The organism is Polaromonas sp. OV174 (assembly GCF_900112285.1).
GTDB lineage: Bacteria > Pseudomonadota > Gammaproteobacteria > Burkholderiales > Burkholderiaceae_C > Polaromonas.
The window spans coordinates 13,629-39,310 of record NZ_FOKZ01000017.1; the positions used below are offsets into that span (position 1 = coordinate 13,629).

At 59.4% G+C, this 25,682-nt stretch carries 17 protein-coding genes and 6 tRNA genes; 5 read left to right on the top strand and 18 right to left on the bottom strand.

What is annotated here, in order from left to right:
* Positions 1-47 precede the first annotated feature (47 nt).
* Genes BM160_RS15120 through BM160_RS15130 form a run of 3 tightly spaced genes read right to left on the bottom strand, consistent with a single transcriptional unit; the run spans position 48 to position 5,928 of the window.
* The gene (locus tag BM160_RS15120) at positions 48-1,490 is read right to left on the bottom strand and encodes an efflux transporter outer membrane subunit (protein WP_092007014.1); all 1,443 of its coding nucleotides are present in this window, start codon (positions 1,488-1,490) and stop codon (positions 48-50) included.
* Positions 1,483-4,662, bottom strand: coding sequence for an efflux RND transporter permease subunit (locus tag BM160_RS15125; protein ID WP_092007015.1), 3,180 nt, complete (start codon positions 4,660-4,662; stop codon positions 1,483-1,485). Before BM160_RS15125 ends, BM160_RS15120 begins: the two co-directional genes overlap by 8 nt.
* A 12-nt stretch (positions 4,663-4,674) precedes the next feature.
* Entirely contained in the window at positions 4,675-5,928 is a 1,254-nt protein-coding gene (locus tag BM160_RS15130) for an efflux RND transporter periplasmic adaptor subunit (RefSeq protein ID WP_092007016.1), read from the bottom strand.
* Positions 5,929-6,102: 174 nt separating this feature from the next.
* Here BM160_RS15130 and BM160_RS15135 point away from each other — a divergent pair, with 174 nt between their 5' ends.
* Entirely contained in the window at positions 6,103-6,774 is a 672-nt protein-coding gene (locus BM160_RS15135; protein ID WP_092007017.1) for a TetR family transcriptional regulator, read from the top strand.
* Here the strand turns inward: BM160_RS15135 and BM160_RS15140 are convergent.
* The 13 genes from BM160_RS15140 to BM160_RS15200 all read right to left on the bottom strand — a co-directional run bounded on the left by BM160_RS15140 (position 6,771) and on the right by BM160_RS15200 (position 18,987).
* Positions 6,771-7,406, bottom strand: coding sequence for a DUF6806 family protein (locus BM160_RS15140; protein WP_092007018.1), 636 nt, complete (start codon positions 7,404-7,406; stop codon positions 6,771-6,773). The genes BM160_RS15135 and BM160_RS15140 overlap by 4 nt on opposite strands.
* Positions 7,407-7,462: 56 nt before the next feature.
* Positions 7,463-7,555, bottom strand: a tRNA-Leu gene (locus BM160_RS15145).
* Between the two features lie 67 nt (positions 7,556-7,622).
* Positions 7,623-7,696, bottom strand: a tRNA-Cys gene (locus tag BM160_RS15150).
* 87 nt (positions 7,697-7,783) lie between these two features.
* Positions 7,784-7,859: transfer RNA gene (locus tag BM160_RS15155), tRNA-Gly, on the bottom strand.
* 134 nt (positions 7,860-7,993) lie between these two features.
* Positions 7,994-8,067: transfer RNA gene (locus BM160_RS15160), tRNA-Cys, on the bottom strand.
* Between the two features lie 90 nt (positions 8,068-8,157).
* A tRNA-Gly gene (locus BM160_RS15165) sits at positions 8,158-8,233 on the bottom strand.
* Positions 8,234-8,299: 66 nt separating this feature from the next.
* Positions 8,300-10,723, bottom strand: coding sequence for an endopeptidase La (gene lon, locus BM160_RS15170; protein ID WP_092007019.1), 2,424 nt, complete (start codon positions 10,721-10,723; stop codon positions 8,300-8,302).
* 117 nt (positions 10,724-10,840) lie between these two features.
* Positions 10,841-12,106: an ATP-dependent Clp protease ATP-binding subunit ClpX gene (clpX, locus tag BM160_RS15175; RefSeq protein ID WP_092007020.1), complete on the bottom strand. Its 1,266-nt coding sequence runs from the start codon at positions 12,104-12,106 to the stop codon at positions 10,841-10,843.
* A 121-nt stretch (positions 12,107-12,227) separates the two neighbouring features.
* Positions 12,228-12,884: an ATP-dependent Clp endopeptidase proteolytic subunit ClpP gene (clpP, locus tag BM160_RS15180; RefSeq protein WP_092007021.1), complete on the bottom strand. Its 657-nt coding sequence runs from the start codon at positions 12,882-12,884 to the stop codon at positions 12,228-12,230.
* Between the two features lie 91 nt (positions 12,885-12,975).
* Positions 12,976-14,286, bottom strand: coding sequence for a trigger factor (gene tig, locus BM160_RS15185; protein ID WP_092007022.1), 1,311 nt, complete (start codon positions 14,284-14,286; stop codon positions 12,976-12,978).
* A 117-nt stretch (positions 14,287-14,403) separates the two neighbouring features.
* Positions 14,404-14,490, bottom strand: a tRNA-Leu gene (locus BM160_RS15190).
* Positions 14,491-14,612: 122 nt separating this feature from the next.
* The gene (locus tag BM160_RS15195; RefSeq protein WP_092007023.1) at positions 14,613-17,813 is read right to left on the bottom strand and encodes an efflux RND transporter permease subunit; all 3,201 of its coding nucleotides are present in this window, start codon (positions 17,811-17,813) and stop codon (positions 14,613-14,615) included.
* A 7-nt stretch (positions 17,814-17,820) separates the two neighbouring features.
* On the bottom strand, positions 17,821-18,987 hold the full coding sequence (locus BM160_RS15200) for an efflux RND transporter periplasmic adaptor subunit (protein ID WP_092007024.1): 1,167 nt from the start codon (positions 18,985-18,987) through the stop codon (positions 17,821-17,823).
* 129 nt (positions 18,988-19,116) lie between these two features.
* On the opposite strand from BM160_RS15200, the gene hpnC reads away from it, so the two are divergent.
* Positions 19,117-19,962 carry a squalene synthase HpnC gene (gene hpnC, locus BM160_RS15205; RefSeq protein ID WP_255368934.1) on the top strand — a complete coding sequence of 282 codons (846 nt, stop codon included), beginning with the start codon at positions 19,117-19,119 and terminating at the stop codon, positions 19,960-19,962.
* A 22-nt stretch (positions 19,963-19,984) separates the two neighbouring features.
* Here hpnC and serB read toward each other — a convergent pair whose 3' ends face one another.
* Complete coding sequence (gene serB, locus BM160_RS15210) at positions 19,985-20,716, bottom strand: phosphoserine phosphatase SerB (RefSeq protein WP_092007026.1); 732 nt, start codon at positions 20,714-20,716, stop codon at positions 19,985-19,987.
* Positions 20,713-21,618 carry a LysR substrate-binding domain-containing protein gene (locus BM160_RS15215; protein WP_092007027.1) on the bottom strand — a complete coding sequence of 302 codons (906 nt, stop codon included), beginning with the start codon at positions 21,616-21,618 and terminating at the stop codon, positions 20,713-20,715. The genes serB and BM160_RS15215 overlap by 4 nt, the downstream gene beginning before the upstream one ends.
* Before the next feature lie 277 nt (positions 21,619-21,895).
* Between BM160_RS15215 and BM160_RS15220 the strand changes: the two genes are divergently transcribed.
* Genes BM160_RS15220 through BM160_RS15230 form a run of 3 tightly spaced genes read left to right on the top strand, consistent with a single transcriptional unit; the run spans position 21,896 to position 25,645 of the window.
* On the top strand, positions 21,896-22,978 hold the full coding sequence (locus BM160_RS15220) for an ABC transporter ATP-binding protein (RefSeq protein ID WP_092007028.1): 1,083 nt from the start codon (positions 21,896-21,898) through the stop codon (positions 22,976-22,978).
* 11 nt (positions 22,979-22,989) lie between these two features.
* Positions 22,990-24,636: an ABC transporter permease gene (locus tag BM160_RS15225; RefSeq protein WP_092007029.1), complete on the top strand. Its 1,647-nt coding sequence runs from the start codon at positions 22,990-22,992 to the stop codon at positions 24,634-24,636.
* 25 nt (positions 24,637-24,661) lie between these two features.
* Entirely contained in the window at positions 24,662-25,645 is a 984-nt protein-coding gene (locus tag BM160_RS15230) for an ABC transporter substrate-binding protein (protein WP_092007030.1), read from the top strand.
* The last annotated feature ends 37 nt before the right edge of the window (positions 25,646-25,682 follow it).

Here is a 25,682-nt window from a genome sequence, read left to right on the forward strand (position 1 = left end):
CTTGGCTGGCCAAGCTCCCCGGCGCCAAAGCACCGGGGAAGCTGCCATCAAGGCTTGAGCGGGGTTTGCGTCTGCTGATTTTCTGCGAGCGCCACGGACTCTTTCCAGCCGCCGCCCAGCACCTTGTACAGCGTGACCTGGCTTTGCAACTGGGCCAGCCGGGTTTGCACCACGGCCTGCTGGGCGCCGAACAGCGAGCGCTGGGCATCGAGCAAATCGAGGTAGCTGGCCACGCCATTCTTGTAGCGCAGGTCGGACAGTTTGAAACGGGCCGCCTCCGCACTCGCCTGGCGTTCCTGGGAAGCCAGTTGGTCAACCAGCGTGGCGCGGGTCGCCAGCGCATCGGCCACTTCACGAAAACCGGTCTGTATGGCTTTTTCGTACTGGGCAATTGCTATGTCGCGATCAGCCTTGGAGGAATCCAGACCCGCCTGATTGCGCCCGGCATCAAAAATGGGCAATGCCAGCTGCGGCGCCAGGGTCCAGCCCCAGGAGCCACTTTTGAACAGGTCGGACAGATGGCTGCTGGCGCTGCCCGCCCCCACCGTCAGCGAAATTCGCGGGAAAAAGGCCGCACGGGCCGCGCCGATATTGGCATTGGACGCCAGCAAAAGCTGCTCGGCCTGGCGAATGTCGGGACGGTTGACCAGCAGATCGGACGGTAGCCCGGCCGGCACATCACGCATGGGTTGCGCCTGGGCCAGCGGCACGAACTGGCTGGACGCCGTCGGCAATTCAGCACCCACAGGCTGGCCCACCAGCAGGACTAGGGCATTTTCGTCAAGCGCGCGCTGGCGCTGTTGCTGGGCATAGGCGACGCGGGCCGCCTCGGTCAGCGACTCGGCCTGGCGATAGTCCAGCTCCGAGGTCACGCCGTTGTCCAGACGCAGCTTGCTCAGCTTCATAGACTCTTCGCGCGTCACCAGGGTCTGGCGCGTGAGCTCCAGCAGCTCCTCGTCGGCCAGAATGCTCAGATAGGTATTGGCGACCGCCGAAATCAGGCTGATTTGCGCCGTCTTGCGGCCCTCTTCCGTGGCCAGGTACTGGTTCAGCGCGGCCTCTTTCAGGCTGCTGACGCGGCCGAAAAAGTCCAGTTCATAGGCCGTGACGGCCAAGCCTGCGGTGTACAGGCTTTTGGTGTCAGGCGCACGCGATCCGTTCATGACAGCGCTGACGCTGGGGTACTGATCGGCCCGGCGGATCTGGTACTGGGCACGGGCCTTTTCGATGTTCAGCACCGCCACCCGAAGGTCGCGGTTGTTCTGCAGTGACTGCTCTATCAGCCGCTTGAGTTTGGCGTCTGAAAAGAAGTCCTGCCACGCCACGCTGGCAGCGGGCGTTGCATCTGCCGCCTGAGCCGCGCTGCCGTAGGTCGGGAAACTGCCGGCAACCGGCGCTGCCGGACGCTCGTAGCTTGGAATCATGGAGCAGCCGGCCAGCAGCGCCGCAGCGCTCACGGCCAGCCATGGGGAAAGTTTGTTTTTACTCATGGGACTTACTTTCATTTCCTGTCTCGGCCTCAATGCCAGCCGCCTGGGCATGGGCGGAGTAGATTTTTTGCTGGCGTGCGCTGCCTTTGAAAAGAGTGCGCACGACCACAAAGAAGATAGGCACAAATATCACAGCCAAGACCGTGCCGGTGATCATGCCGCCAATCACGCCGGTGCCAATGGCACGCTGGCTGGCCGAGCTGGCACCGCTGGCGATTGCCAGCGGCAGCACGCCCAGCATGAAGGCAAACGAGGTCATGATGATGGGCCTGAATCGCAGATGCGCGGCCATCAGTGCCGCCTCGATCACGCTCTTGCCCTGGGCCTGCAGGTCCTTGGCGAATTCGATGATCAAAATAGCATTCTTCGCCGACAAGCCGATGATGGTGATCAAGCCGACCTGGAAGTACACGTCGTTGGAATAGCTGCGCATCAAGGTGGCCAACAGGACGCCCAGCACACCCAGAGGCACCACCAGAATCACCGACAACGGAATCGACCAGCTTTCATAAAGCGCTGCCAGGCACAAAAAGACCGCCAGGATAGCGAAGCCATACAGAATCATGGCCTGCGAACCCGCCAGTTTTTCTTCGCGCGACTGCCCGGTCCACTCATAGCCAAAGCCTTTGGGCAGCTGGGCCGCGAGTTTTTCCATTTCGGCCATGGCCGCACCGGTGCTGTAACCCGCTGCCGCACCACCGCTGATGCGCATGGCGGGATAGCCGTTGTAGCGAACCGTCTGCATCGGTCCCTTGACCCAGCGCGTCGTGGCAAAGGTCGAGAATGGCACGGCCTGCCCTTTCACGTTGCTTGCATTGAGCTGCAGCAGGTCGTCCGGCTGCATGCGGGCGGGCGCATCGGCCTGCACCACGACACGCTGCAAGCGGCCCTGATTTGGAAAATCATTGACATAGCTGGAGCCGAGACTGGTCGACAGCGCCGAATTGATGGCGTCAAAACTCACGCCAAGCGCATTGGCCTTGTCCCGGTCAATCTCGATCTGCAGCTGGGGCGCATCTTCCAGGCCATCGGGGCGCACCTGTGTCAGCACCTTGCTCTTTGCCGCCAGACCCAGCAACTGATTGCGAGCCGCCAGCAAGGCTTCACCGCCAGCGCCGGTTTTATCCTGCAAGCGGAAGGTAAAGCCGCTGGCATTGCCCAGCTCGGGAATCGGTGGCGGGCTCAAGGGGTAGATAAACGCATCGCGTACGCCAGACAGCGCGCCAAAGGCTCGCCCCGCCAGGGCATCAGCCTTCTGGCTCGGCTCCTTGCGCTCAGACCAGTCTTTCAGCGTCACGAAAGCCAGGCCGGCGTTTTGCCCCTGCCCGGAAAAGCTAAAGCCCAGCACGCCGACCATGCTCTCGACTTCAGGCTGCTTGAGCATGAAACCCTCAACCTGCTGCATGACCTGGGTGGTGCGCTCCAGCGTAGCGCCCGGAGGCAGCTGGACATTCACCAGCAATGTGCCCTGATCTTCGCCGGGCAGGAAGGAGGTAGGCAAGCGGGTGTAAACCAGCGCCACCACACCGATGATGGCGACATAGATCACCATGTAGCGCCCGGCGCGTTTGAGCAAGCGTGCGACCAGGCCTTCGTAGCTCTTTGCAGAGCGCGAAAAGCCGCGGTTAAACCAGCCAAAAAAGCCGGTTTTCGCGTGGTGGTGACCCGCTTCCACCGGCTTGAGCAGCGTGGCGCACAGCGCCGGCGTCAGCGAAAGCGCCAGGAAGGCCGAAAAGCCAATCGAGGCCACCATGACGGCGGAAAACTGGCGATAAATATTGCCGACCGAGCCGGCAAAGAAAGCCAGGGGCACAAACACCGAAATCAGCACCACGGTCACGCCAATGATGGCGCCGGAAATCTGGCCCATGGCCTTGCGCGTCGCCTCGAGCGGCGACAAGCCTTCTTCGCTCATGATGCGTTCGACGTTCTCGACCACCACGATGGCATCGTCCACCACGATACCAATCACCAGAACCATGCCGAACATAGTCAACACGTTGATGGAGAAACCGAGCGCCAGCAGCGTGGCGAAAGTCCCCAACAAGGCGATAGGCACCACGATAGTCGGGATGACGGTATAGCGCCAGTTCTGCAAAAACAGAAACATCACCAGGAACACCAGCACCACAGCCTCAACCAGCGTCTCCGCCACCTGTTTGATGGAAATACTGACAAAACGCGAACTGTCGTAAGGAATGGAATAGCTCATGCCCTTGGGGAAAAAGGGCTTGACCTCCTCCATCTTGGCACGCACGGCCTTGGCTGCGGCCAGAGCGTTGCCGCCGGGGGCGAGCTGCAGGCCGATACCGATGGCGGGCTTGCCATTGAGGCGGGCCGAGGTCGCATAAGCTTGTGCGCCCAGTTCCACCCGGGCGACATCTTTGAGGCGCACCGTGGAACCATCCGTATTGGCGCGCAAGATGATGTTCTCAAACTGCTCAACACTGGAGAGCTGACCATTGACAATCACCGTGGCAGAAATGCCTTGCCCGGCCACATTGGGTAAGTCACCAATCGAGCCGGAGGCAATTTGCGCATTCTGGCTTCGAATGGCGTTGTTCACATCGGAAACGGCCAGAGAAAACCCGGAGAGCTTGGCAGGGTCAATCCATATCCGCATGGCACGCTCGGTACCAAACAACTGGGCCTGGCCAATGCCGGGCAGACGCTGCAGTTCCGGAACCACGTTACGCGCGGCGTAGTCACCCAGCGCCACCGGATCAATCGCCGGGTCGTCCGAGGACAGCATGGTGAACAGCAAGAAGTTCGAGTTGGACTTGTCCACTCGCACACCCTGCTGCGTCACCGCCTGGGGCAGGCGGGGCGAAGCACGGGAGAGACGGTTTTGCACGTCCACCTGCGCCAGCTCGGCATTGGTACCGGGCTGGAAGCTCAGCGTGATGTTGCCGGTGCCGTTGGCCTGCGCCACCGACTCCATGTAAATCAGACCCGGAGAGCCGTTCATTTCGCGCTCAATCACACTCAAAACGCTGTCTTCCAACGTTTTGGCAGAGGCGCCTGGATACGCGGCGGACACCACGATGGTGGGCGGCGCTACTGGTGGATATTGGGCAATGGGCAGCTGCGTGACAGCCACGCTGCCAAGAACAATGATGAACAGCGCCAGTACCCACGCAAAGATCGGCCGATCAATAAAAAATTTGGCCATGAAGTGCGCTCCTTACTTCGCAGCCGCTGAAGCAGCGGGAGCGGCAGAACTTGCGGATGCCGCTGGCGCAGCAGCGCCTGCCGGCGTCCAAGGCACGGCCTTCACGGGGGTTCCCGGTGGAATCATCTGCAGCTTCTGGAAGCCATCGACCATGACCTGCTCGCCTGCCTTCAGGCCGTCCAGAACGACCCACTGCGTGCCTTTGGAGCTACCGATCTTGATGTTTCGCGAAGACACCTTGCCATCGGCATCGACCACCATGACGGTGTCACCCTGCGCCGTACGCGTGACGGCCTGCTGCGGCAAGGTCATAGCATTGGTCGCTTGCGCCTGCTCCAGACGCACACGCACATAAAGACCTGGCAACAACTGCCCGTCGGGATTGGGTACTTCCGCCCGCAAGGTGATCTGGCCTGTTGTCGCGTCGACAGTCAGATCTGAAAACAGCAAGCGACCAGGGCGCGAGTATTCTGTTCCGTCTTCCAGCACAATGCGCACGCTCGCAGAATCTCCACCGGTGGCACGTTTGAACTGGCCGCCCGCCATCGCGGCGCGCAGCTTCATCACGTCCGATGCGGATTGCGTGAAGTTGACGTACATCGGGTTAATCTGCTGAATCACGGCAAGTTGCGTCGCCTCACCCTGCCCCACCAGGGCACCTTCAGTCACCAACGACCGACCGATGCGACCCGAGATAGGCGCGGTTACTGCGGCATAACTCAAATTGATATTCGCCGTCTGGACACTGGCTTTACCCACTGCCACATCGGCTTCCGCTTGCTTCTGTGCCGCTACGGCATTGGCATATTCCTGCTTGCTGACCGCATTGGCCTCGACCAGCGGCTTGTAGCGTTCGGCCAGAGCGGTGGCCTGCGCCAGATTAGCCTCGGCCCGTGCCTGACCCGCTTTGGCGCTGGCAACAGCGGCTGCGTAAGGCGCAGCATCAATGCTGAACAAGGGCTGCCCCGCCTTCACATCACTGCCCTCGCGAAACAGACGCTTCTGCAAAATGCCAGCAGCTCGTGCCCTGACCTGTGCAATGCGCGATGCCTCCAGGCGGCCCGGCAACTCAGTCACCAGACCGACATCGCCCTGCGTCACCGCGACCACACCCACCTGCACGGGTGGTGGCGCTGCACCGGCAGGAGCTCCGCCACCCTTGCCGCACCCAGCCAAAAAGAGAGAAAGTACGGCAACGCCCACAAGCGACTGACGGCGCATGAATTTGGGCGGCAAAAAAGTATGGGCAACGCTAGACATAGGCATGCTGGTCCTCGATTTTTTGGGGGAATGACGAATGGTAACGCGCTATCGGTCATGAGAAACAAGCCTCTTTACCGACAACGAAAACCGAAAAGCAAGGGTTTTTGCTGATGCTATAGTTTACATACATTTGTGAATGTATAAAAATTAGCTCAAAATCAAAAATAGGAGACTCCATTGGCTCGTCGAACCAAAGAAGAAGCGCTGGCAACCCGTAACCGGCTGCTGGATGCGGCCGAGTGCTTGTTTCAGGAGCAAGGGGTGTCTCGCACCAGTCTGCAAGATATTGCCAAACGGGCTGGGGCCACACGCGGCGCTGTTTACTGGCATTTCAAAGACAAGGCAGCCCTTTTCAATGCCATGATGGAACGCGTCACACTGCCGATGGAGGAGGCGCTGGACCATAAGGACGACGACAGCACCGATGACATCAACCCGCTGCACCGGATACGGCTCACCACCATCGATGCGCTCAGGCAGATCGTTACCGATGCGCAAACGCGTCGCGTCTTTGAAGTCGCAACGCACAAAGTGGAATACGTAGAGGAGCTGCAGGCTGTGCGCCTTCGCCACTTGGCGGTGTGCAATGGTTTTGTAAATCGGATTGAGCAGCGCATGCATGCGGGCGCCCGTCAGATGCATGTTTCGCTACCGGTGACCGCCGCAGTCGCGGCGCGGGGACTACATGCGCTGATTGTTGGTCTGATTCAAAGCTGGCTGCTCGACCCGGGCGTCTTTGACCTTCTGGCTGTTGGTCAATGCGCCATGAATGTCTATCTTCGCGGCCTCGGCTTTACCGATGAGCAGGACATTTCCGCTTCACCGAAAAGCCAGCCCAAAGCACACTAGTGCAAATGTCGGGGTTTGCGCCCGCCGCCATGTCCAGACCCGCCCGATGATCCACCCTGGCCACGCGGTGGCTTGCCGAGTTGCATGGAATTGACCAGTGCATCAAAGCGGCGCTCAAACAATTTATCGACAGCCACAACGACCTCGCCCAGTTCGGCAGCATCAAAATGCCGCTCCATCAGGCCTATCATGTCCTGCACCAGCAAATCCCGCTGAACCTGCATGATGGCGGCCGGCGTGGGGCCAACAAAATACACGACAAAGTCATCACGGGCCTCATCGCCGCCTGAGCCCTCTTCCTCATCATCGAAATCCGAATCGTAAAACGTTACTTCAATGGGTGCACCCAGCTCGGCCAACTCATTCAAGCCCATGCACATTTCATCTACCGTTTGACGGAAATCCTCGTCACCCGACACCGTCCAGCACATCTTGAGCAAATGCTTGTGGACATCAAATTTGATGCCTGGCTCCTCTTCGTAAGCACTTGCAGCGCCTGCAGCCAGAGATTTTGCACCCGCATACTTCCACAGCGGCTTCAAAGCCTCCTGCAATTGCTCAAAGGTAACGTCCGCGCGCAGAGAGACTTCGCCATGGACATGAATTTCAAAGGGAGTGTTGTAGCGGGACATGGAATTTATCTTACCCAGTTTGAACGGGAAACGCCCGGCGCAGCGCTTGACGACGGTGGTGCCTGAGACCGGAATCGAACCGGTACGCCCGCTATTCACGAAGCGGCGGATTTTAAGTCCGCTGTGTCTACCTATTTCACCACTCAGGCCAAAATGCAATACAGCGTATTGTCAAACAAAAAAGCCCCATTTCTGGGGCGAATGACAATAAGCAGATGGAGGCGCGGCCCGGAGTCGAACCGGGCTAGCCGGATTTGCAATCCGGTACATAACCGCTTTGTTACCGCGCCATGTTCTGTTTGCAGCGATGTCGACTTATAGCCGCATCGATTACTCTAATAAAAAAGGGCAGCATTTTGAAGTGCTGCCCTTTAAATTGGAGCGGGAGAAGAGTCTCGAACTCTCGACCTCAACCTTGGCAAGGTTGCGCTCTACCAACTGAGCTACTCCCGCGATTTCAAATTGAATTATACTGCTTTTATTTCCAATTTCTTGGAAGATTGCAAATTTCTGCATTCTTCTTGGAAATATAACGGCACTACCGATTTCTTCCATCCTTAGTTCGATGGGCTCTCAAAAAAACAAACTGGAGGCGCGGCCCGGAGTCGAACCGGGCTAGCCGGATTTGCAATCCGGTACATAACCGCTTTGTTACCGCGCCTTATTCCATTCACATCGATACCGACTTATTATGGCCGCATCGATTACTCTAATAAAAAAGGGCAGCATTTTGAAGTGCTGCCCTTTGAATTGGAGCGGGAGAAGAGTCTCGAACTCTCGACCTCAACCTTGGCAAGGTTGCGCTCTACCAACTGAGCTACTCCCGCGTTTACAGATTCTAATTATAGCGCGGTTTTTTTGACTTTTTAAGAAGCCTCAAAAACTTTTGCTTATTAATGTGTGATCGTCCCAGCGACAGTCACAGGAACAGCAGCACTAGCGGCCACGGCGGCTTCTTCATCCGTCAGTGGAACAGGTTGACGCTCCAATGCGACCTGCAAAACTTGGTCTATCCATTTCACTGGCACGATCTCCAGCCCACTCTTAACGTTGTCCGGGATCTCCTGCAGGTCTTTGGCATTGTCCTCTGGGATCAACACTGTCTTGATTCCGCCACGCAAGGCAGCCAGCAATTTCTCCTTCAAGCCGCCAATCCCCGTCACCTCACCGCGCAGGGTAATTTCACCCGTCATGGCGACATCCCCACGCACTGGAATACCCGTCAAGGCCGAGACAAACGCCGTCGTCATAGCCGCCCCTGCGCTCGGCCCGTCTTTCGGTGTTGCGCCATCCGGCACGTGGATGTGGATGTCACGTTTCTCAAACATCTCATCCTTGATGCCCAGAAGTTTGGCGCGGCTGCGAACCACTGTACGAGCGGCCTCAACCGACTCCTTCATGACATCGCCCAGAGACCCCGTACGGGTAATCACGCCTTTGCCAGGCATGACGGCAGCCTCGATCGTCAGTAAATCGCCGCCAACTTCGGTCCATGCCAGACCAACCACCTGGCCCACCTGGTTTTTCTGTTCGGCACGGCCGTAATCGAACTTACGAACACCCAGGAAATCATTGAGGTTGTCGGGCGTGACCACCACTCTAGGCGTCATTTTTTTGAGCTGAATGCCTTTGACAACCTTGCGGCAAATTTTCGAGAGCTCTCGCTCCAAGGAGCGCACCCCCGCTTCACGGGTGTAGTAGCGCACGATGTCGCGCACAGCCTGCTCCTGCACCTCGAGCTCTTCATCCTTCACGCCGTTGTTCTTGACCTGCTTGGGCAGCAGGTAACGCATGGCAATGCTGGTTTTCTCGTCCTCGGTATACCCTGAAAGCCGGATAACCTCCATGCGGTCCAGCAAGGCTGGCGGAATATTCATCGAATTCGACGTCGCCACAAACATCACGTCACTCAAATCGAAATCGACTTCGACGTAATGATCGCCAAAGGTATGGTTTTGTTCCGGATCCAGCACCTCAAGCAGTGCACTGGAAGGGTCTCCGCGGAAGTCCGTTCCCAGCTTATCGATCTCATCCAGCAAGAACAGCGGATTGCGCGTGCCTGCTTTGGTCAGACTTTGCAGCACCTTGCCCGGCAAGGCGCCGATGTAGGTGCGGCGATGGCCGCGAATTTCCGCCTCGTCCCGCATGCCCCCTAAAGCCATACGCACGTATTTGCGGCCCGTCGCCTTGGCTATCGATTGCCCCAATGAAGTCTTACCCACGCCCGGAGGGCCTACCAAGCAAAGGATCGGGGCCTTGAGCTTGTCCACGCGTTGCTGCACCGCGAGATATTCCACGATGCGGTCTTTGACTTTTTCCAAACCAAAGTGGTCTTCATTCAACACGTTTTCGGCATTGACAAGATCATGTTTGATCTTGGTTTTCTTGCTCCACGGCAAACCCGTCAGCACATCTATATAGCTGCGCACCACCGTGGCTTCGGCCGACATTGGTGACATCAGCTTGAGTTTTTTAAGTTCGCTCTCAGCCTTTTTACGAGCCTCTTGCGGCATCTTGGCGCTCTTGATCTTCTTCTCGATCTCTTCGATGTCCGCGCCTTCTTCACCCTCGCCCAGCTCTTTCTGGATCGCTTTCACCTGCTCGTTCAGGTAGAAATCACGCTGGTTTTTTTCCATCTGGCGCTTGACGCGGCCGCGGATTTTTTTATCAACATTGAGAATGTCAACCTCACGTTCCAGCTGCTCGTAAAGGTTTTCGAGCCGAACTTTGACGTTGTCGAGATCCAGAATCACCTGTTTGGCATCGAGCTTGAGCGGCAAATGGGCGGCGATCGTATCGGCCAAGCGGCCTGCATCGTCAATACTGGAGATGGAGGTCAGGATTTCCGGCGGGATTTTTTTATTCAGTTTGACATAGTGATCAAACTGCTGCATCACGGCACGGCGCAAGGCCTCGATTTCGCTACCCTTATCACCAGCAATTACCGCTGCCGGCTCAACCGGCGTGACATTGGCGGAAAAGTGCTGCTCACCATCTTCAATTTTATTGACTCGGGCGCGCTGCTGACCTTCAACCAAAACCTTGACCGTGCCATCTGGCAGCTTGAGTAGTTGAAGGATAGTGGCGACACAGCCAACCTCAAACATATCCTCAACCGAAGGCTCATCCTTGGCTGCAGCTTTTTGCGCCACCAGCATGATGCGGCGCTCCGCTTCCATAGCCGACTCCAGCGCCTTGATGCTCTTGGGCCGACCCACAAACAGAGGGATCACCATATGCGGAAAGACCACCACATCCCGCAAAGGCAAGAGTGGCAACTCGATGGGGGTGGGAGGCAGTGTAGTTTGTCCGGACATATAAACCTTAAACGTAAGACGCCCTGACCGTTTTCATGGTCAGGCGGAGCATAATTAACTCAGACATGGGGCGCAGGAGCTGCTTTTCAAGCACCCCTGAGCGCCCCCTGCTGACGTTCAGGCTTTCTTTGCGGTTTCGCGGTAGACAAGCAGCGGTGCTTTGTTTTCTTCAATCGTGGATTCATCCACCACCACTTTGTCGACATTGCTGGCATTGGGCAGGTCGAACATAGTGTCAATCAACGACTGTTCCAGGATGGAACGCAGGCCGCGCGCACCTGTTTTACGGGCCAGAGCCTTGCGGGCAATGGCCTTCAAAGCGGAAGGCCGAATCTCCAGATCAACACCTTCCATGGCAAGCAGCTTGCTGAACTGCTTGACCACAGCATTTTTCGGTTCCGTCAGAATTTGCACCAACGCATCTTCGCTCAGTTCGGCCAGCGTAGCGATCACCGGCATGCGGCCAACCAACTCGGGAATCAGGCCAAACTTGATCAGATCTTCGGGCTCGACATCCTTGAACGCCTCGGTCAAGCTACGTGCTTTTTTGCTTTTGACGGCAGCGCCAAAGCCAATGCCCGAAGCCTCGGTACGATTTTCAATGACTTTTTCCAGCCCTGAAAAAGCACCACCGCAAATGAACAGGATATTGGTGGTATCGACCTGCAGGAAATCCTGGTTCGGATGCTTGCGGCCACCCTGCGGCGGCACCGATGCCATCGTGCCTTCCATCAACTTGAGCAGCGCCTGCTGCACGCCTTCTCCCGAGACGTCGCGGGTGATGGATGGGTTGTCGGATTTACGAGAAATCTTGTCGATTTCATCAATGTAGACAATCCCCTGCTGAGCGCGTTCGACTTCGTAATTACAACTTTGCAGCAATTTCTGGATGATGTTTTCGACGTCCTCACCCACATAACCGGCCTCGGTCAAAGTGGTCGCATCGGCCATCACGAAAGGCACGTTAAGCGTGCGAGCCAAGGTCTGTGCCAGCAGGGTTTTACCAGACCCCGTGGGGCCAATCAGCAAGATATTGCTCTTGGTCAGTTCTACCTCGTCTTTTTTGGCGATTTCCTTGTGACGCAAACGCTTGTAATGGTTGTACACGGCAACGGCCAGCGTACGCTTGGCCGGTTCCTGACCAATCACGTAGCCGTCCAGCGTCAACTTGATCTCTGACGGTGTCGGCAAATCACTGCGCGTCTCGCTGACGTCAATGCCCGCGGGCAGTTCGTCGCGAATGATTTCGTTGCAGAGATCTATGCACTCGTCACAGATAAAAACCGATGGGCCCGCGATCAGTTTTTTAACCTCATGCTGACTTTTACCGCAAAACGTGCAGTACAAGGTTTTTTCGCTGGAGGAGCCTTTTTTCTCGGCCATGGGAGGGATGCCTTTAACGTGACTGGAGGAACTGTTGGCTAATGATAACCAATAAAAAAACGGCGTTTCTGCTGCAGAAAACGCCGCTGTTGCCGTGCAACTTCGAGCTACGATGTTTTGATCAAGGACGCTTGGAAATGACCTGATCCACCAAGCCGTATTCCTTGGCCTCATCGGCAAACATGAAATAGTCACGCTCGGTATCGCGCTCAATTTTCTCGACCGTCTGGCCGGTGTTGGCGGCCAGGATGCGATTGAGCTGATCACGTGTTTTCAAAATGTCACGGGCGTGAATTTCTATGTCTGTCGCCTGACCTTGCGCACCGCCGGAAGGCTGGTGAATCATCACGCGCGAATTGGGCAGCGTAAAGCGCTTGCCCTTGGTGCCTGCCGACAGCAAAAAAGCTCCCATGCTAGCCGCCATACCCACACAGAGGGTAGAGACATCCGGCTTGATGAACTGCATGGTGTCGTAAATCGCCATGCCAGCCGTGACCGAGCCACCGGGCGAGTTGATATAGAAAGAAATATCCTTGTCAGGATTTTCGCTTTCCAGGAACAGCAACTGCGCCACCACCAGATTGGCGGTCTGGTCATTGACCGGTCCGACCAGGAAAATGACGCGCTCTTTCAGCAAACGCGAATAAATATCGTACGAACGCTCGCCCCGGCCGGATTGCTCGATCACCATGGGCACCATGCCCAGGCCTTGCGTTTCCTGGCTAGCCGCTTGCGGGTTGCCGTAGGCGCCCCCATAAATACTATTTCGAACCATCATGTTTTCTCCAGAGATGTTTGTACTGTACCCAAAATAAATTGGGGCCTGTACTGCAAAGCACAAGCCCCAAGCTTCAGGAGAAGCTAGTCGTTCAGTTCTGACCCATCAACTCATCGAAGGAGATGGTCTTTTCGGTAACCTTGGCCTTGCTCAGGACGAAGTCGGTCACATTGTTTTCAATAACCACGGCTTCCACTTCGGCCATGCGACGGTTGTCGCTCAGGTACCAGCGCACCACGTCTTGCGGTTTTTCGTAGCTGGCGGCCAGCTCTTCGATGTGTGCCTTGAGTTGCTCTGGCTTAGCTTGCAGTTCGTTGGCGCGCACCAGTTCGGCCACCACCAGGCCCAGACGAACGCGTTTTTCAGCTTGCGGGCGGAAGATATCGTCGGGAATCGGAGCCTTGTCGGCGTCCTTGATGCCGCGCTGCTTCAAGTCGGCGCGAGCGCCTTCAATCATGCGGTCCAGTTCGGCCTGCACGCTTGAATTGGGCAAATCGAGCTCGGCATTGGCCACCAGAGCGTCCATCACGGCATTCTTGTTGCGGGCCAACAGACGGAACTTGACTTCACGCTCCAAGTTTTTCTTGATGTCGGAACGCAGGCCTTCGACCGTCGCATCCGCAATGCCCAGGGACTTGGCCAGTGCTTCATTGACTTCTGGCAGGTGGGCGGCTTCGATTTTGTTCACCGTCACCAGGAAGTCGGCCTGTTTGCCGGCCACGTCCTTGCCGTGGTAATCGGCGGGAAAGCTCAGCGGGAAGGTCTTGCTCTCACCGCTCTTCATGCCGCGCACGGCATCTTCAAATTCCTTCAGCATCTGGCCTTCGCCAACCAGGAACTGGAACGCCTCGGCCTTGCCGCCGGCAAAGGTTTCGCCGTCGATCTTGCCTTCGAAGTCGATGGTGACGCGGTCACCGTCTTGCGCTGGCGCATCGGCTGCGCGCTGAGCAAAGGTACGGCGCTGCTTGCGCAGGATATCCAGCGTTTTGTCGATGGCGGCATCGCTGACTTCAGCGCTGACTTTTTCGACTTCGGCGTTCGTCAGATCGGCGATCTTGACTTCTGGATAGACTTCAAACACGGCATCAAAAAGCAGCTCGCCTTCTGGCGAACCTTCTTTTTCGCTGATGCGGGGCTGGCCGGCAACGCGCAGTTTGGCCTCGTTGGCGGCCACGGCAAACGCCTCGCCGACCTTGTCGTTCATGACTTCGTAGTGCACCGAGTAGCCATAACGCTGAGCCACCACGTTCATGGGCACTTTACCGGGACGGAAACCGTCCATTTTCACCGTGCGAGCCAACTTCTTCAGGCGGGAATCAACTTCCGACTGAATGGTATTGACGGGCAGCGTCAACGTCATTTTGCGCTCGAGCTTTTCAAGGGTTTCAACAGTCACGGCCATGATGGTTTCCTAAAAATCAAAAGTATTCAAGACAGGGCTTGCACCTGACATGCTGCGGTGATTCAGCCACACCTGATGGCGTTGAGGGCGGCACTTGCCGCCCTCAAGCCTCAGAGTTGGTGCGCGGGGGGGGACTCGAACCCCCACACCATTGCTGGCGTCAGGACCTAAACCTGGTGCGTCTACCAATTTCGCCACCCGCGCGCCTGAAATAAAAACGGGAATCCGAAGCAATCAGAATCCCGTTTGAAATCGGTCAACTCTCTATTTTAACCTGTATCGACCGCGATTTTTTCCGGCCTGGCTACAGCAGGACGAGATTTCTGTCACCCCGGCGTTACGCGCTTGATGCGAAACCAGGCCGCATACATGGCTGGCAAGGCCAGCAAGGTGAGCACCGTCGCCACAATCAGGCCGCCCATGATGGCCACGGCCATGGGGCCCCAGAACACGCTGCGCGACAGCGGAATCATCGCCAGCACCGCCGCCGCCGCGGTCAACACAATCGGCCTCAGGCGGCGCACGGCGGACTCGACAATCGCATCCCAGGCCGGCACGCCCCTGGCCCGGTCTTGCTCGATCTGGTCAATCAGGATCACGGAATTGCGCTGAATCATGCCCATCAGCGCAATCACGCCCAGCAGGGCCACAAAGCCAAAGGGTCGACCCAGCAACAGCAGCGCAGCCGCCACACCGGCAATGCCAAGCGGCCCGGTCAGAAACACCAGCATGGCACGGCTGAAGCTGTGCAGCTGCAGCATCAGCAGTGTGAAAGTCAGAAACAGCATGATGGGGATGCCGGCGGCGATGGACGCCGAGCCCTTGCTGCTTTCCTCCACCGCGCCCGCCACCTGGATGCGATAGTCCGTCATGCCGCTGTCATGCCATTTCTTTTCGAGCGCCTTGAGTTGCGGCAGCAACTGCTGCGTCACGGTGGCGCCCTGCAAGCCCTCGACGATGTCGCTCTGCACCGTGATGGCGTAGTCACGGTTCTCGCGCCACATCACACCGGGCTCCCAGGCAAATACCGGCTTGGCGATCTGGGTCAAGGGAATCGATTGGCCAGACGCGGTGGGCAAATAGGCATTGCCGATATCGGTGATGGTATTGCGCTCATCGAGCGGCTGGCGCAGCACGATATCGATCAGCTTGTCGCCCTCGCGGTACTGCCCCACCGGCGTGCCCGCCAAAAGCGTGCGCGAGGCCTGCGCAATCGACTGGCTGCTTACACCCAGCGCACGCGCCTTGGATTGGTCGACCGCCAAACGCAGTACCTTAACCGACTCGTTCCAGTTGTCGTTCACGCCCCGCGTGTTGGCGCTTTGCCGCATCACCGCCTTGACCTCGTCGGCGCGCTCGCGCAACACCAGCGGGTCTAGGCCCACCACCCGGAACTGCACCGGATAAGGCACGGGCGGCCCGTTGGGCAAAAGCTTGACCCGGCCCCTGACCTCGGGAAACTCGGTGGCCAGCAAGGCCGGCAGCTTGATGCGCAGGGATTCGCGCACCGCCAGGTCCTTGGGCAGCACAATCATCTGCGACACATTGGTCTGCGGAAACACCTGGTCCAGCGGCAGGTAAAAACGCGGCACGCCCGAGCCCAGCCAGGTGCTGACGGACGCCACGCCAGCCTCCTGCATCAGGCGTTGCTCGACGCGTTTGGCGGTCGCCTCGTTGGCGGCAAAGGAGGTGCCTTCGGGAAACCAGATATCGACCATGATTTCCGGACGGCTGGAATCCGGGAAAAACTGCTGCTGCACCTTGCCCATGCCGACGATGCCAAGGGCAAAAATCAGCACCGTGGCGCCAATCGTCAGCCAGCGGTGTTCGACACACCAGTTCACGGTGCGGCGAAAGCGGTTGTAAAACGGGCTGTTGAACATCTCGTGCGGCTGGTCAAGACCGGCTTGCACTTCCATCACATGCGGCGGAACCTTGAGCAGCAAGGTTCCGAGGTAGGGCACAAAGTAGACCGAAACGATCCAGCTGAGCACCAGCGCGACCACCGTCACGGCAAAAATCGCATAGGTGTATTCGCCGGTGGTGGATTTGGCCAGGCCAATCGGCAAAAAGCCGGCGGCGGTGATCAGCGTGCCGGTCAGCATGGGCATGGCGGTGATTTCATAGGCAAAGGTGGCGGCGCGCACCTTGTCATAGCCCTCCTCCATTTTGCGCACCATCATCTCCACCGCAATGATGGCGTCATCGACCAGCAGGCCCAGGGCGATGATCAGCGAGCCCAGAGAAATCTTGTGCAGGCCAATATTGAGATACCACATCGCCAGAAAAGTCAGACTCAGCACCAGCGGAATCGTGATGCCCACCACCAGGCCTGGCCGCATGTCGACGTAGTAACGCTTCCATAGCGGCAACTGCCCAGGGCCTGCATGCGCGCGCTTGTGCAGACCCAGGCTGATAAAACTGACCGCCAGCACGATCAGCACGGCCTCTATCAGCACCCCGACAAACTCGTTCACCGAACTGGCCACCGCCTTGGGCTGGTTTTGCATGGAGACCAGCTTGATGCCGGCCGGCAGCGTTTTCTCCAGGCCATCCGTCAGCTGCTGCAGCGCCTTGCCCATGGCGATGATGTCGCCACCCTTGGTCATGGCGATACCCAGCGCGATCACTTCCTTGCCCTGATGGTGCACCTTGACCGAGGGCGGATCGACATAGCCGCGTTTGATCTCGGCAATGTCACCCAGCCGCAGTTGCTTGCCCGAACTGCCGCGAATCGGCATGGCGCGCAACTGCTCCAGCGCCTCGAACTGGCCAGCCACCCGCACTTGCACCACATCCAGCGGCGTCTGCACCGCCCCGGCCGACTCGATCGCGTTTTGCTGGCCCAGTTGGGCCAGCACCTGATTCAGGTCCAGCCCCAACTGGGCCAGGCGTTTTTGCGACAGCTCGATAAAGATTTTCTCGTCCTGCACGCCAAACAACTCGACCTTTGACACGTCCGGCACGCGCAGCAATTGCTGGCGTATCGCATCGGCAAAGACTTTGACTTCGGCGTAATCGAAACCGTCCGACTCCAGCGCGTAAATCACACCGTAAACATCGCCGAAGTCGTCATTGAAAAACGGCCCCTGCACGCCACCCGGCAGCGTGCCGCGCATGTCGCCAATTTTCTTGCGCACCGAATACCAGACATTGGGCACCTCGCCGGGCGGGGACGAATCCTTGATCTGGAAAATGATCTGCGACTCGCCCGGCTTGGAATAGCTGCGTATCTTGTCGGCGTAAGGCACCTCCTGCAGCGTGCGCTCCAGCTTGTCGGTTACCTGCTCGGCCACTTGTTGCGCGGTGGCGCCCGGCCAATAGGTACGCACCACCATGGCGCGAAAGGTGAAGGGCGGGTCTTCGTCCTGCCCGAGCTGAAAATAGGCCGCAAAGCCCAGCACGACCAGCACCACCAGCAGGTAGCGGGTCAAGGCCGGATGCTCCAGCGCCCAGCGCGACAGGTTGAAACGCGCCGAAGGCGACGGGTGGGGGCTAGAGGCCTGATCGTTCGTTGTCTGCGTCATGCCGCGCTCACTTCGCAGGGGAGGACGAGGCGGGAGCCGACGCCGCCGAAGCCTTATTTGCTACAACATCAGGAGCTGTCTGCGCTTGTCCAGATTGGGCTACAGACGTATTTGACTGATAAACACTGACTTTTTGCCCCGGCGACAGCACATGCACGCCGGCGCTGACGACCTGCATGCCCGGCTGCAGGCCAGAGGCCACCACCACCTCATTACCGTCCGCCGTGGCAATCTGGATGGGCTGCGACTTCAGCGTCATGCTGGACTTGTCGAGCAGCCACACCGCCGTGGCTTGCCCCTCCTGGCGCAAGGCCGTGGTTGGCAGCTTGATGACCGGCTGCCCCGCCGCCGCACCTTCGGCAATCACATAGACCGTGGCGCCCAGCGCCGGCGGCTCGGCCGCATCGACCGACACCTTGACCGCGTAAGTTCGCGTCACCGGGTCGCTGCTGGCGGCCACCTCGCGCACCTTGCCGCTCAGCTCAGCGCCTTGGGCCCAGACCCGAATCTTGACCGGCGCGCCAACCGCCAAGCCTGCCACCTTGTCTTCCGGCACCGAAAACACCACGTCGCGCACCCCGTCGGCCGCAATCCTGAGCACAGGCGCACCGGCGGCCACCACCTGACCTGGCTCGGCATCCACGGCCGTCACAACGCCAGAGACATCGGCTTTCAGCACCGTGTAATCCGCCTGATTGCCCTGCACCGCCAGCTGTGAGCGCGCTTGCGCCAGCTGTGATTGAGCGGATTTCAAGGCCGCCTCGCGGCGTTCCAGCTCGGCGCCGCTGATGAAGTTCTGGTTTTTCAGTGCTTGGTAGCGCTTGAAATCAGCAGCGGCCAAGTCACGGCTGGTGACAGCAACAGCAACCTGGGCACGGGCGGCCTCAAAGGCCAGCCGGTAATCCTGCGGATCAAGCTGAGCCAGCACCTGCCCGGCCTTGACCTGCTGGCCCAGCTCGGCCTGGCGCTTGACGATCTTGCCGCCTATCCGAAAACCCAGCCGGGACTCGACCCGGGCCCGCACTTCACCGGCGTATTCGTGACTGGAGGAAAACGCCTGGCTGCCAATGGTGATCACTTTCACGGCCCGGATCGGTTCTTCCGGCGGCGCCGAACGGGAACAGGCGGCCAGCAACATGGCGATGCTCGCCAGAGACAAAACGGTTTTTTTCATGATCAGATTGGAAAAAGTTCGAATGAACGCGGGCAAGGCAACGCGAGGCAGCAGGAAAATATCGGTTACTGACTAATGGGTTAGTAATCTATGGGAAATGGAAAACCTTGTCAAGCGACAATCCACGCCATGAATCAAGGCCCCTCCCCGCTCGCACAAGGCGTCAGTCATTACGAAAATTTTCCGGTGGCCTCCCTGCTCTGCCCGCCGCGCCTGCGCCCGGCAATTAGCGCCATTTACTGGTTCGCCCGCACCGCCGACGACATTGCCGATGAAGGCGATGCGCCGCCCCAGACGCGGCTGGACGAGCTCGCCGCCTACCGCGCCGACCTGATGGCGACGGCCAGCGGCCAAGCGCCCTCGCCGCGCTGGGCCGGCGTGTTCGGGCGACTCGCCCCGATGATCAGGCAGCACGCTCTGCCCGTGAATTTGCTGGCCGACCTGCTCAGCGCCTTCGAGCAGGATGTGGTCAAGCAGCGCTATGCCAGCGAAGCGGAGCTGCTGGACTACTGCCGGCGCTCGGCCAACCCCGTGGGCCGGCTGCTGCTGCATCTGTATGGCGTGCAGGACGCTGAATCGCTGCAAGAAAGTGACTGCATCTGCAGCGCGCTGCAGCTGATCAATTTCTGGCAAGACCTGAGCGTGGACATTCCGCGCGGCCGCATCTACCTGCCTGCCGATGCCTGGGGCCGGCACGGCGTCACCGAGGCCCAGCTGTTGGCGCTGGATAGCCATCCCAACACTATTAATTTGATAGCTGATAGCGCACATGCAGCAAGGGCTAGCATGCTAAAAGGCTCAAAACTGGTGAAAAAGGTGCCGGGCCGCGGCGGCTGGGAGTTGCGCCTGGTGGTGCAAGGCGGCCTGCGCATCCTGGACAAGATAGAGGCGCAGGGCTTTAACACCCTGAAGAAACGCCCCAAGCTCGGCCCCTGGGATGTGGCCGTGATGGGCTGGCGCGCCCTGTGGATGTAGGCGCCCAGCCCCGCCGATCGACTTAGCGCAAGACTTCCAGCAGCCGGTCCAGCCCGCCCTCGTTGATGGCCACCATGGCTTGCTGCCGCACCACTGGCTTGGCGTGATAGGCCACCGACAGGCCGGCCGCCTGCAGCATAGGCAGGTCGTTGGCCCCGTCGCCCACGGCAATCGCCTGGGCCGGCGTGATGCCCAGGGCATCGCAGCATTCCAGCAGCTTGATTTTCTTTTGCTCGCCATCGCAAATATCGCCCCAGGGCTGGGGCAGCATACGCCCGGTCAGGCGGCCGCCTTCAATCTCCAGCACGTTGGAGCGCGTGTCGCCCAGCCCCAGGCGCTGCTGCAGGCGGTCGGTGAAAAACGTAAAGCCGCCGCTCAGCAAAATGCAGCGCAGGCCGGCACGCTTGCAGGCGGCAATCAGCGTCTCAACGCCGGGGTTCAGGCGCAGCTTTTGCTCATACACATCCTGCAAAGCCGACAGCGGCACACCACGCAGCAAGGCCACGCGCTGGCGCAGGCTGGCCTTGTAGTCGCTGATGTCGCCACGCATGGCGGCCTCTGTGATGGCGACCATCTCGGCCTTGCAGCCGGCGGCCTCGGCCACCTCGTCCAGGGTCTCGATGTTGATCAGGGTCGAGTCCATGTCAAAGGCGATCAGGCGGAAATCGGCCAGGCGCAAGCCAGGCGCCACACCGCGCAGTTGCAGGTCGGTAGGCGCAATGCCGCTGCCATGAATGTCTAATGCTTGTGTCATGTCTCAGTTCCTGTTGCTGCGTGGCCTTGCCGGCCCAGCCAGTCGATGAATTGCCGCGCCAGGCCGGATACCGGGCTTTCGTTGCGGTAAAGCGCGTAAATCCCCGGGCCCGGTAAGCGCGGCCGGGCAAACAGTGGGCGCAAACGGTCGGCCCGTATGTCTTCTTCCAGCAAGCACCAGGGCGCCAGGGCCAGGCCCAGGTCGTTCATGGCGGCCTGCAGGCACAAAAACTGATGGTCAAAAACCGGGCCCGGCAACTGCGACGGCACTTGCACGCCGGCCAGCTCGAACCAGCGCGGCCAGTTGTCCATGCCGCTGGCCGCCTGCAGCAAGGGGTGGGCCAGGCAATCGGCCACGGCATAAATGCGGTGGCGCTCAATAAAACGTGGCGAGGCCACCGGCACCAGGTAGTCATCCAGGCAGCGCACGCAGCTGTAATCGGGGCGCTGCAGCGGCATGCGGCGAATCAGCACATCGCTGCCGGCCTCGGCATGCTCGAAAAACTGCCGGCTCACGGTGGACAGCTGCACATCGACGTCCGGCACCTGGGTCTGAAAACCCGCCAGCCTGGGGATCAGCCACTTCATCGCCAATGAAGGTGTGGTGCACACGCGCAGGCAGCGGCGCTGATTCGGTGACTTCAGGCTCGTGGTGGCGCTGGCGATGCGATCCAGGCTGGCCTGCACTTCGGTGAAGTAGTCGCGGGCGTGCGGCATCAAGGTGACACCGCGGGCCTCGCGCGTGAACAGCGGCTGGCCTATGTAGTCCTCAAGCAGCCGTATCTGCTGGCTGATCGCACTATGGGTAATGCTCAGTTCTTCGGCGGCGGCCGTGAAATTGGCATGACGCGCCGCGGCTTCAAAAACGCGCAGGGCTTTCAGGGGCGGAAGGCGCCGCACCATATCAGACGCCAGCCCCCATGCGTGCCAGGCTCCAAACGCTGCGGCAGCTTGCTCTGTCAGTCTGGCAGTGTTGTCCTCTCATGCGTCTTGCGGGTCTCGGTTGAATCGTTGTTATTAAAACCGCCTCTTTGGATAGAAGCGGCCTGCTCCATAAATTGCGGCTCATCTTAGACCAGCAAGCTCTTAGAAAAACTAACCACAAGCCCTATAAAAAACGGCTGGTGCAGGAATGGGGTGACTCCTATCATCAGCGCCATATTTATCCCTAGAGATCAACATGGCGTCCATCACCATAGACAACATCGTGAAGCAGTTTGCCGGTCAAACGGTTTTGCAAAACCTTTCCCTGCATATTCCGGACGGCGCTTTCTATACGCTGCTGGGCCCCAGCGGCTGCGGCAAGACCACCTTGCTGCGCTGCATTGCCGGCTTCAACAACCCCGATGGCGGGCGCATCCTGTTCGACAAGGACGATGTGACGCGGGTGTCCACCCATCACCGCGACATCGGCATGGTGTTCCAGGACTACGCCCTGTTTCCCGACAAGTCGGCCTTTGACAACGTCGCCTACGGCCTGCGCGCCCGCCAGGTGAGCAAGGACGAGATCAAGCGCCGGGTCAACGAGGCGCTGGACAAGGTCAGCCTGCTGGCGCTGGCCGAGCGCTACCCGGCGCAGATGAGCGGCGGCCAGCGCCAGCGCGTGGCCCTGGCCAGGGCGCTGGTGATTCGCCCGCGCGTGCTGTTGATGGACGAGCCGCTGTCCAACCTGGACGCCAAGATGCGCCTGCAGATGCGCGACGTGATTCTGGACCTGGTGCGCGAGGCCGGCATCACCACCGTGTTTGTCACCCACGACCAGGAAGAAGCGCTGGCCATGTCGGACCGCATCGCCATCATGGACCGCGGCAATATTGCTCAGCTGGGCACGCCGGAAGAACTCTATGGCACGCCGGTCAATGCCTATGTGGCCGACTTCATCGGCTCGGCCAATGTGATTGCGGTGCCGGCCGAGCGGCTGCGGGCCGAGGGCGGCGGCGGCTCCCGCCATGTGCGCTTTCACCTCGGTGGCCGCCCCTTTGACGGCGTGCAAGGCAGCGACACCCTGGGCGAACAAGGCATGTTGATCGCACGCCCGGAAGACCTGTCGCTGATGGCGCCGGCGCCGCATGTGCCCAACACCATTTCCGGCCATGTGCTGCGCCGCCAGTACCTGGGTTTCAAGACCGCTTACCGCATCAAGCTGCACGACCAGTCCGAAATCCGGGTGGAACTGCATGCTGGCAATACCGTGGCCGACTTTCAGGCCGGTGACGCCGTGCAAGTACTGGTGCCGGCCGACAGCCGCATCGTTTCCGTCTAAGAAAGAGCGCCATGAAAATCAACTGGTGGCCCTGGGGCTTTCTGACGCTGCTCAGCCTGGTCCTGCTTCTCTTTTTTGTGTTTTATCCCCTGGGCATGCTGTTCATCAACAGCGTGCAAGACGACTCTGGCGCCTTCTCGCTGGCCGGCTTCATCAGCCTGCTCAATGACAGCCAGTATGTGCAGGCCTTTCGCAACACGCTGGTGCTGGGCGTGGCGGTTACCGCCTGCACCGTGGCCGTGGGCGTGCCCTTTGCCTACATGGTGGCGCGCTACGAGTTTCCGCTGAAAAACCTGGTCGCCGTCCTGCCCATCATGACCATCGTCATCCCCGAGATCATCGTGGGCCAGTCCTGGCTGCTGCTGCTGGGCAACAATGGGCTGATCACCAACGTCATGGCCGACTTGGGGGTTGAGCTGCCGACGTTTTACGGCTGGACCGGTATGGTATTTTCCATGACGCTGGTCTACTACACCTATATCTACCTGGGTGTGCTGGCCGCGCTGCGCGGAGTTGACAGTCAGCTGGAAGAAGCCGGCCTGAGTCTGGGCACCTCGCCACTGGTGACCAAGTTCCGCGTGCTGGTGCCGGTCATACTGCCGGCGGTGCTGGTGAACGCGCTGGTGGTCTTCACCCTGGTGGTGGGCAATTTCGCGCTCTCCATGCTGCTGGGCAGCCGGGTGCCGCTGCTCTCGGTCATGACTTACAACACCTTTGTCAGCGAAATGGGCGGCAGCCCCATGCTGCAAAGCGCCATGTCGGTGGTCTCCATAGGCATCGTCGCCGTGGTGCTCTTCCTGCAAAAACGCGTGGTCGAGCGCAAGATCTACACCATGACGCAAGGCCGCGCACCGGCGCCTATCCGCGTGCGCTCAGGCGCCGCCTTGCTCTACACCACCGCGGTGGGCCTGGTGATCCTGCTGTCGATGTTGCCGCTGATCATCGTGTTCGTGGCGGCGTTCACCGAAACCAGCGGCCCCGTCATGCGCTGGGGCCAGTGGTCTCTGTCCAGCCTGCAACGCGCCCTGCACGGCGCGCCCGAGCCCATACTGAACTCGCTGAAGTTCGCCTCCATGGCGACGCTGACCGGCGTGGCCTTTGCCGTGCTGGTGAGCTATCTGACCATCAAGAAGAAGAATATCTTCACCCAGGCACTGGACTACATCGTGGTGCTGCCGCTAACCATTTCCGGCACGGTGCTGGGTATTGCCCTGGTGCAGACCTTCAACACCGGCTGGCTGGTGCTGGCCGGCAGCTCGGGCATCATGGTGCTGTGCTACACGGTGCGCCGCCTGCCCTTTGCGGTGCGCAATGCCTCGTCCACGCTGTTCAACATTCCCGACTCCATCGAAGAGGCCTCCATCAGCCTGGGCGTGTCACCGCTGATGACTTTTTTCAAGGTGATTTTGCCGGCCATGAAGGCTTCGCTGATATCGGCCGCCATCCTGATGTGGGTCACCACCATCTCCGAGCTGTCGGCTTCGGTGGTGGTCTATACCGGCGGGCTGGAAACCATGCCCATTGCCATCTTCCGCCAGGTCGATGGCGGACGCCTGGGCCTCGCATCGGCCTATGGTGCGGCCCTGGTCAGCGTGATCCTGCTGCCCATCGTGGTGTCTATCAAGGTCTTTCGCATCAATCTTTTCTCCAGCAAGTAATTTTTTTCAACCCAAGAGGCTCTCAATGAACATCAAGTCCTTTTTGCAATGCACGCTGGCCGCCGCCGGCCTGGTGGCCAGCCTGGCGCAGGCTCAAACCGTGGTGCTGTACTCCTCGAACAACACCGAAACCATAGAGACCGCGCTCAACGTGGTCAAAAAGAAGTCGCCCTCGCTCAACGTGCAGCAGGTCACGGGCGGCACGGGCTCGCTGATGAAGCGCATCCAGGCCGAGTCCAAAAGCCCGCGCGGCGACGTGCTGTGGAGCGGCGGCTTTGGCACGCTGGGCGCGTACAAGGATTTGCTGGAACCCTACCAGGCGCCCGAGCTGGCCGCCATTCCGGCTGAATTCCGCGGCCCGGGCAACCTGTGGGTGGGCACCAATCTGCACGTGATGGTGCTGATGGTCAATGAACGCCAGCTCAAGGGCCTGGCCGCGCCCAAGACCTGGTCCGACCTGATGAAGCCCGAGTGGAAAGGCAAGTTCGCCATCACCGATCCGAGCAAGAGCGCTACCGCCTACATGCTGGTCTACGGCCTGCTCAAGCAGTTCGGCAAGGACGGGCTGGAAAAAATCGCCGCCAACGCCGTCGTCACGTCATCCTCGGGCACCACCTACAAGGGCGTGGCCGCGGGCGAATACCCGGTCGGCCTGACCATCGAATACGCCGCGCAAGAATATGTGGCCGGCGGCCAGAAGGAAATCAAGCTGGTCTACCCGAGCGAAGGCAGCTACCTGGCGCCCGAGGGCATGTTCATCGTCAAGGGCGCCAAGAACATGGACGCCGCCAAGGCGCTGTACAACGGCCTGATGAGCAAAGAGGCGCAAGAGGCGCAACTGGTGAAGAACTTCCGCCGCCCCACGCGCACAGACATCGCCGTGTCCAAGCTGACCTCGCTGCCCGACCTGAAGTCCATCAAGGTTTTCCCGCTCAACCAGGAAGCGGCCTCTGCCGAATATGAGCAGTTGGTGGCCTTGTGGAACCTCGCCGTCAACAAGACGCGCTAAGCTTCACCTATTACCCACTGTTCCGGCCTGATCACTG

Excerpts from the sequence above, each read along its gene's own strand:
- BM160_RS15120 (WP_092007014.1), bottom strand. The coding sequence starts at position 1,490 with ATGAGTAAAAACAAACTTTCCCCATGGCTGGCCGTGAGCGCTGCGGCG.
- BM160_RS15125 (WP_092007015.1), bottom strand. The coding sequence starts at position 4,662 with ATGGCCAAATTTTTTATTGATCGGCCGATCTTTGCGTGGGTACTGGCG.
- BM160_RS15130 (WP_092007016.1), bottom strand. The coding sequence starts at position 5,928 with ATGCCTATGTCTAGCGTTGCCCATACTTTTTTGCCGCCCAAATTCATG.
- BM160_RS15140 (WP_092007018.1), bottom strand. The coding sequence starts at position 7,406 with ATGTCCCGCTACAACACTCCCTTTGAAATTCATGTCCATGGCGAAGTC.
- lon (WP_092007019.1), bottom strand. The coding sequence starts at position 10,723 with ATGTCCGGACAAACTACACTGCCTCCCACCCCCATCGAGTTGCCACTC.
- clpX (WP_092007020.1), bottom strand. The coding sequence starts at position 12,106 with ATGGCCGAGAAAAAAGGCTCCTCCAGCGAAAAAACCTTGTACTGCACG.
- clpP (WP_092007021.1), bottom strand. The coding sequence starts at position 12,884 with ATGATGGTTCGAAATAGTATTTATGGGGGCGCCTACGGCAACCCGCAA.
- tig (WP_092007022.1), bottom strand. The coding sequence starts at position 14,286 with ATGGCCGTGACTGTTGAAACCCTTGAAAAGCTCGAGCGCAAAATGACG.
- BM160_RS15195 (WP_092007023.1), bottom strand. The coding sequence starts at position 17,813 with ATGACGCAGACAACGAACGATCAGGCCTCTAGCCCCCACCCGTCGCCT.
- BM160_RS15200 (WP_092007024.1), bottom strand. The coding sequence starts at position 18,987 with ATGAAAAAAACCGTTTTGTCTCTGGCGAGCATCGCCATGTTGCTGGCC.
- hpnC (WP_255368934.1), top strand. The coding sequence starts at position 19,117 with ATGAATCAAGGCCCCTCCCCGCTCGCACAAGGCGTCAGTCATTACGAA.
- serB (WP_092007026.1), bottom strand. The coding sequence starts at position 20,716 with ATGACACAAGCATTAGACATTCATGGCAGCGGCATTGCGCCTACCGAC.
- BM160_RS15215 (WP_092007027.1), bottom strand. The coding sequence starts at position 21,618 with ATGGTGCGGCGCCTTCCGCCCCTGAAAGCCCTGCGCGTTTTTGAAGCC.
- BM160_RS15220 (WP_092007028.1), top strand. The coding sequence starts at position 21,896 with ATGGCGTCCATCACCATAGACAACATCGTGAAGCAGTTTGCCGGTCAA.
- BM160_RS15225 (WP_092007029.1), top strand. The coding sequence starts at position 22,990 with ATGAAAATCAACTGGTGGCCCTGGGGCTTTCTGACGCTGCTCAGCCTG.
- BM160_RS15230 (WP_092007030.1), top strand. The coding sequence starts at position 24,662 with ATGAACATCAAGTCCTTTTTGCAATGCACGCTGGCCGCCGCCGGCCTG.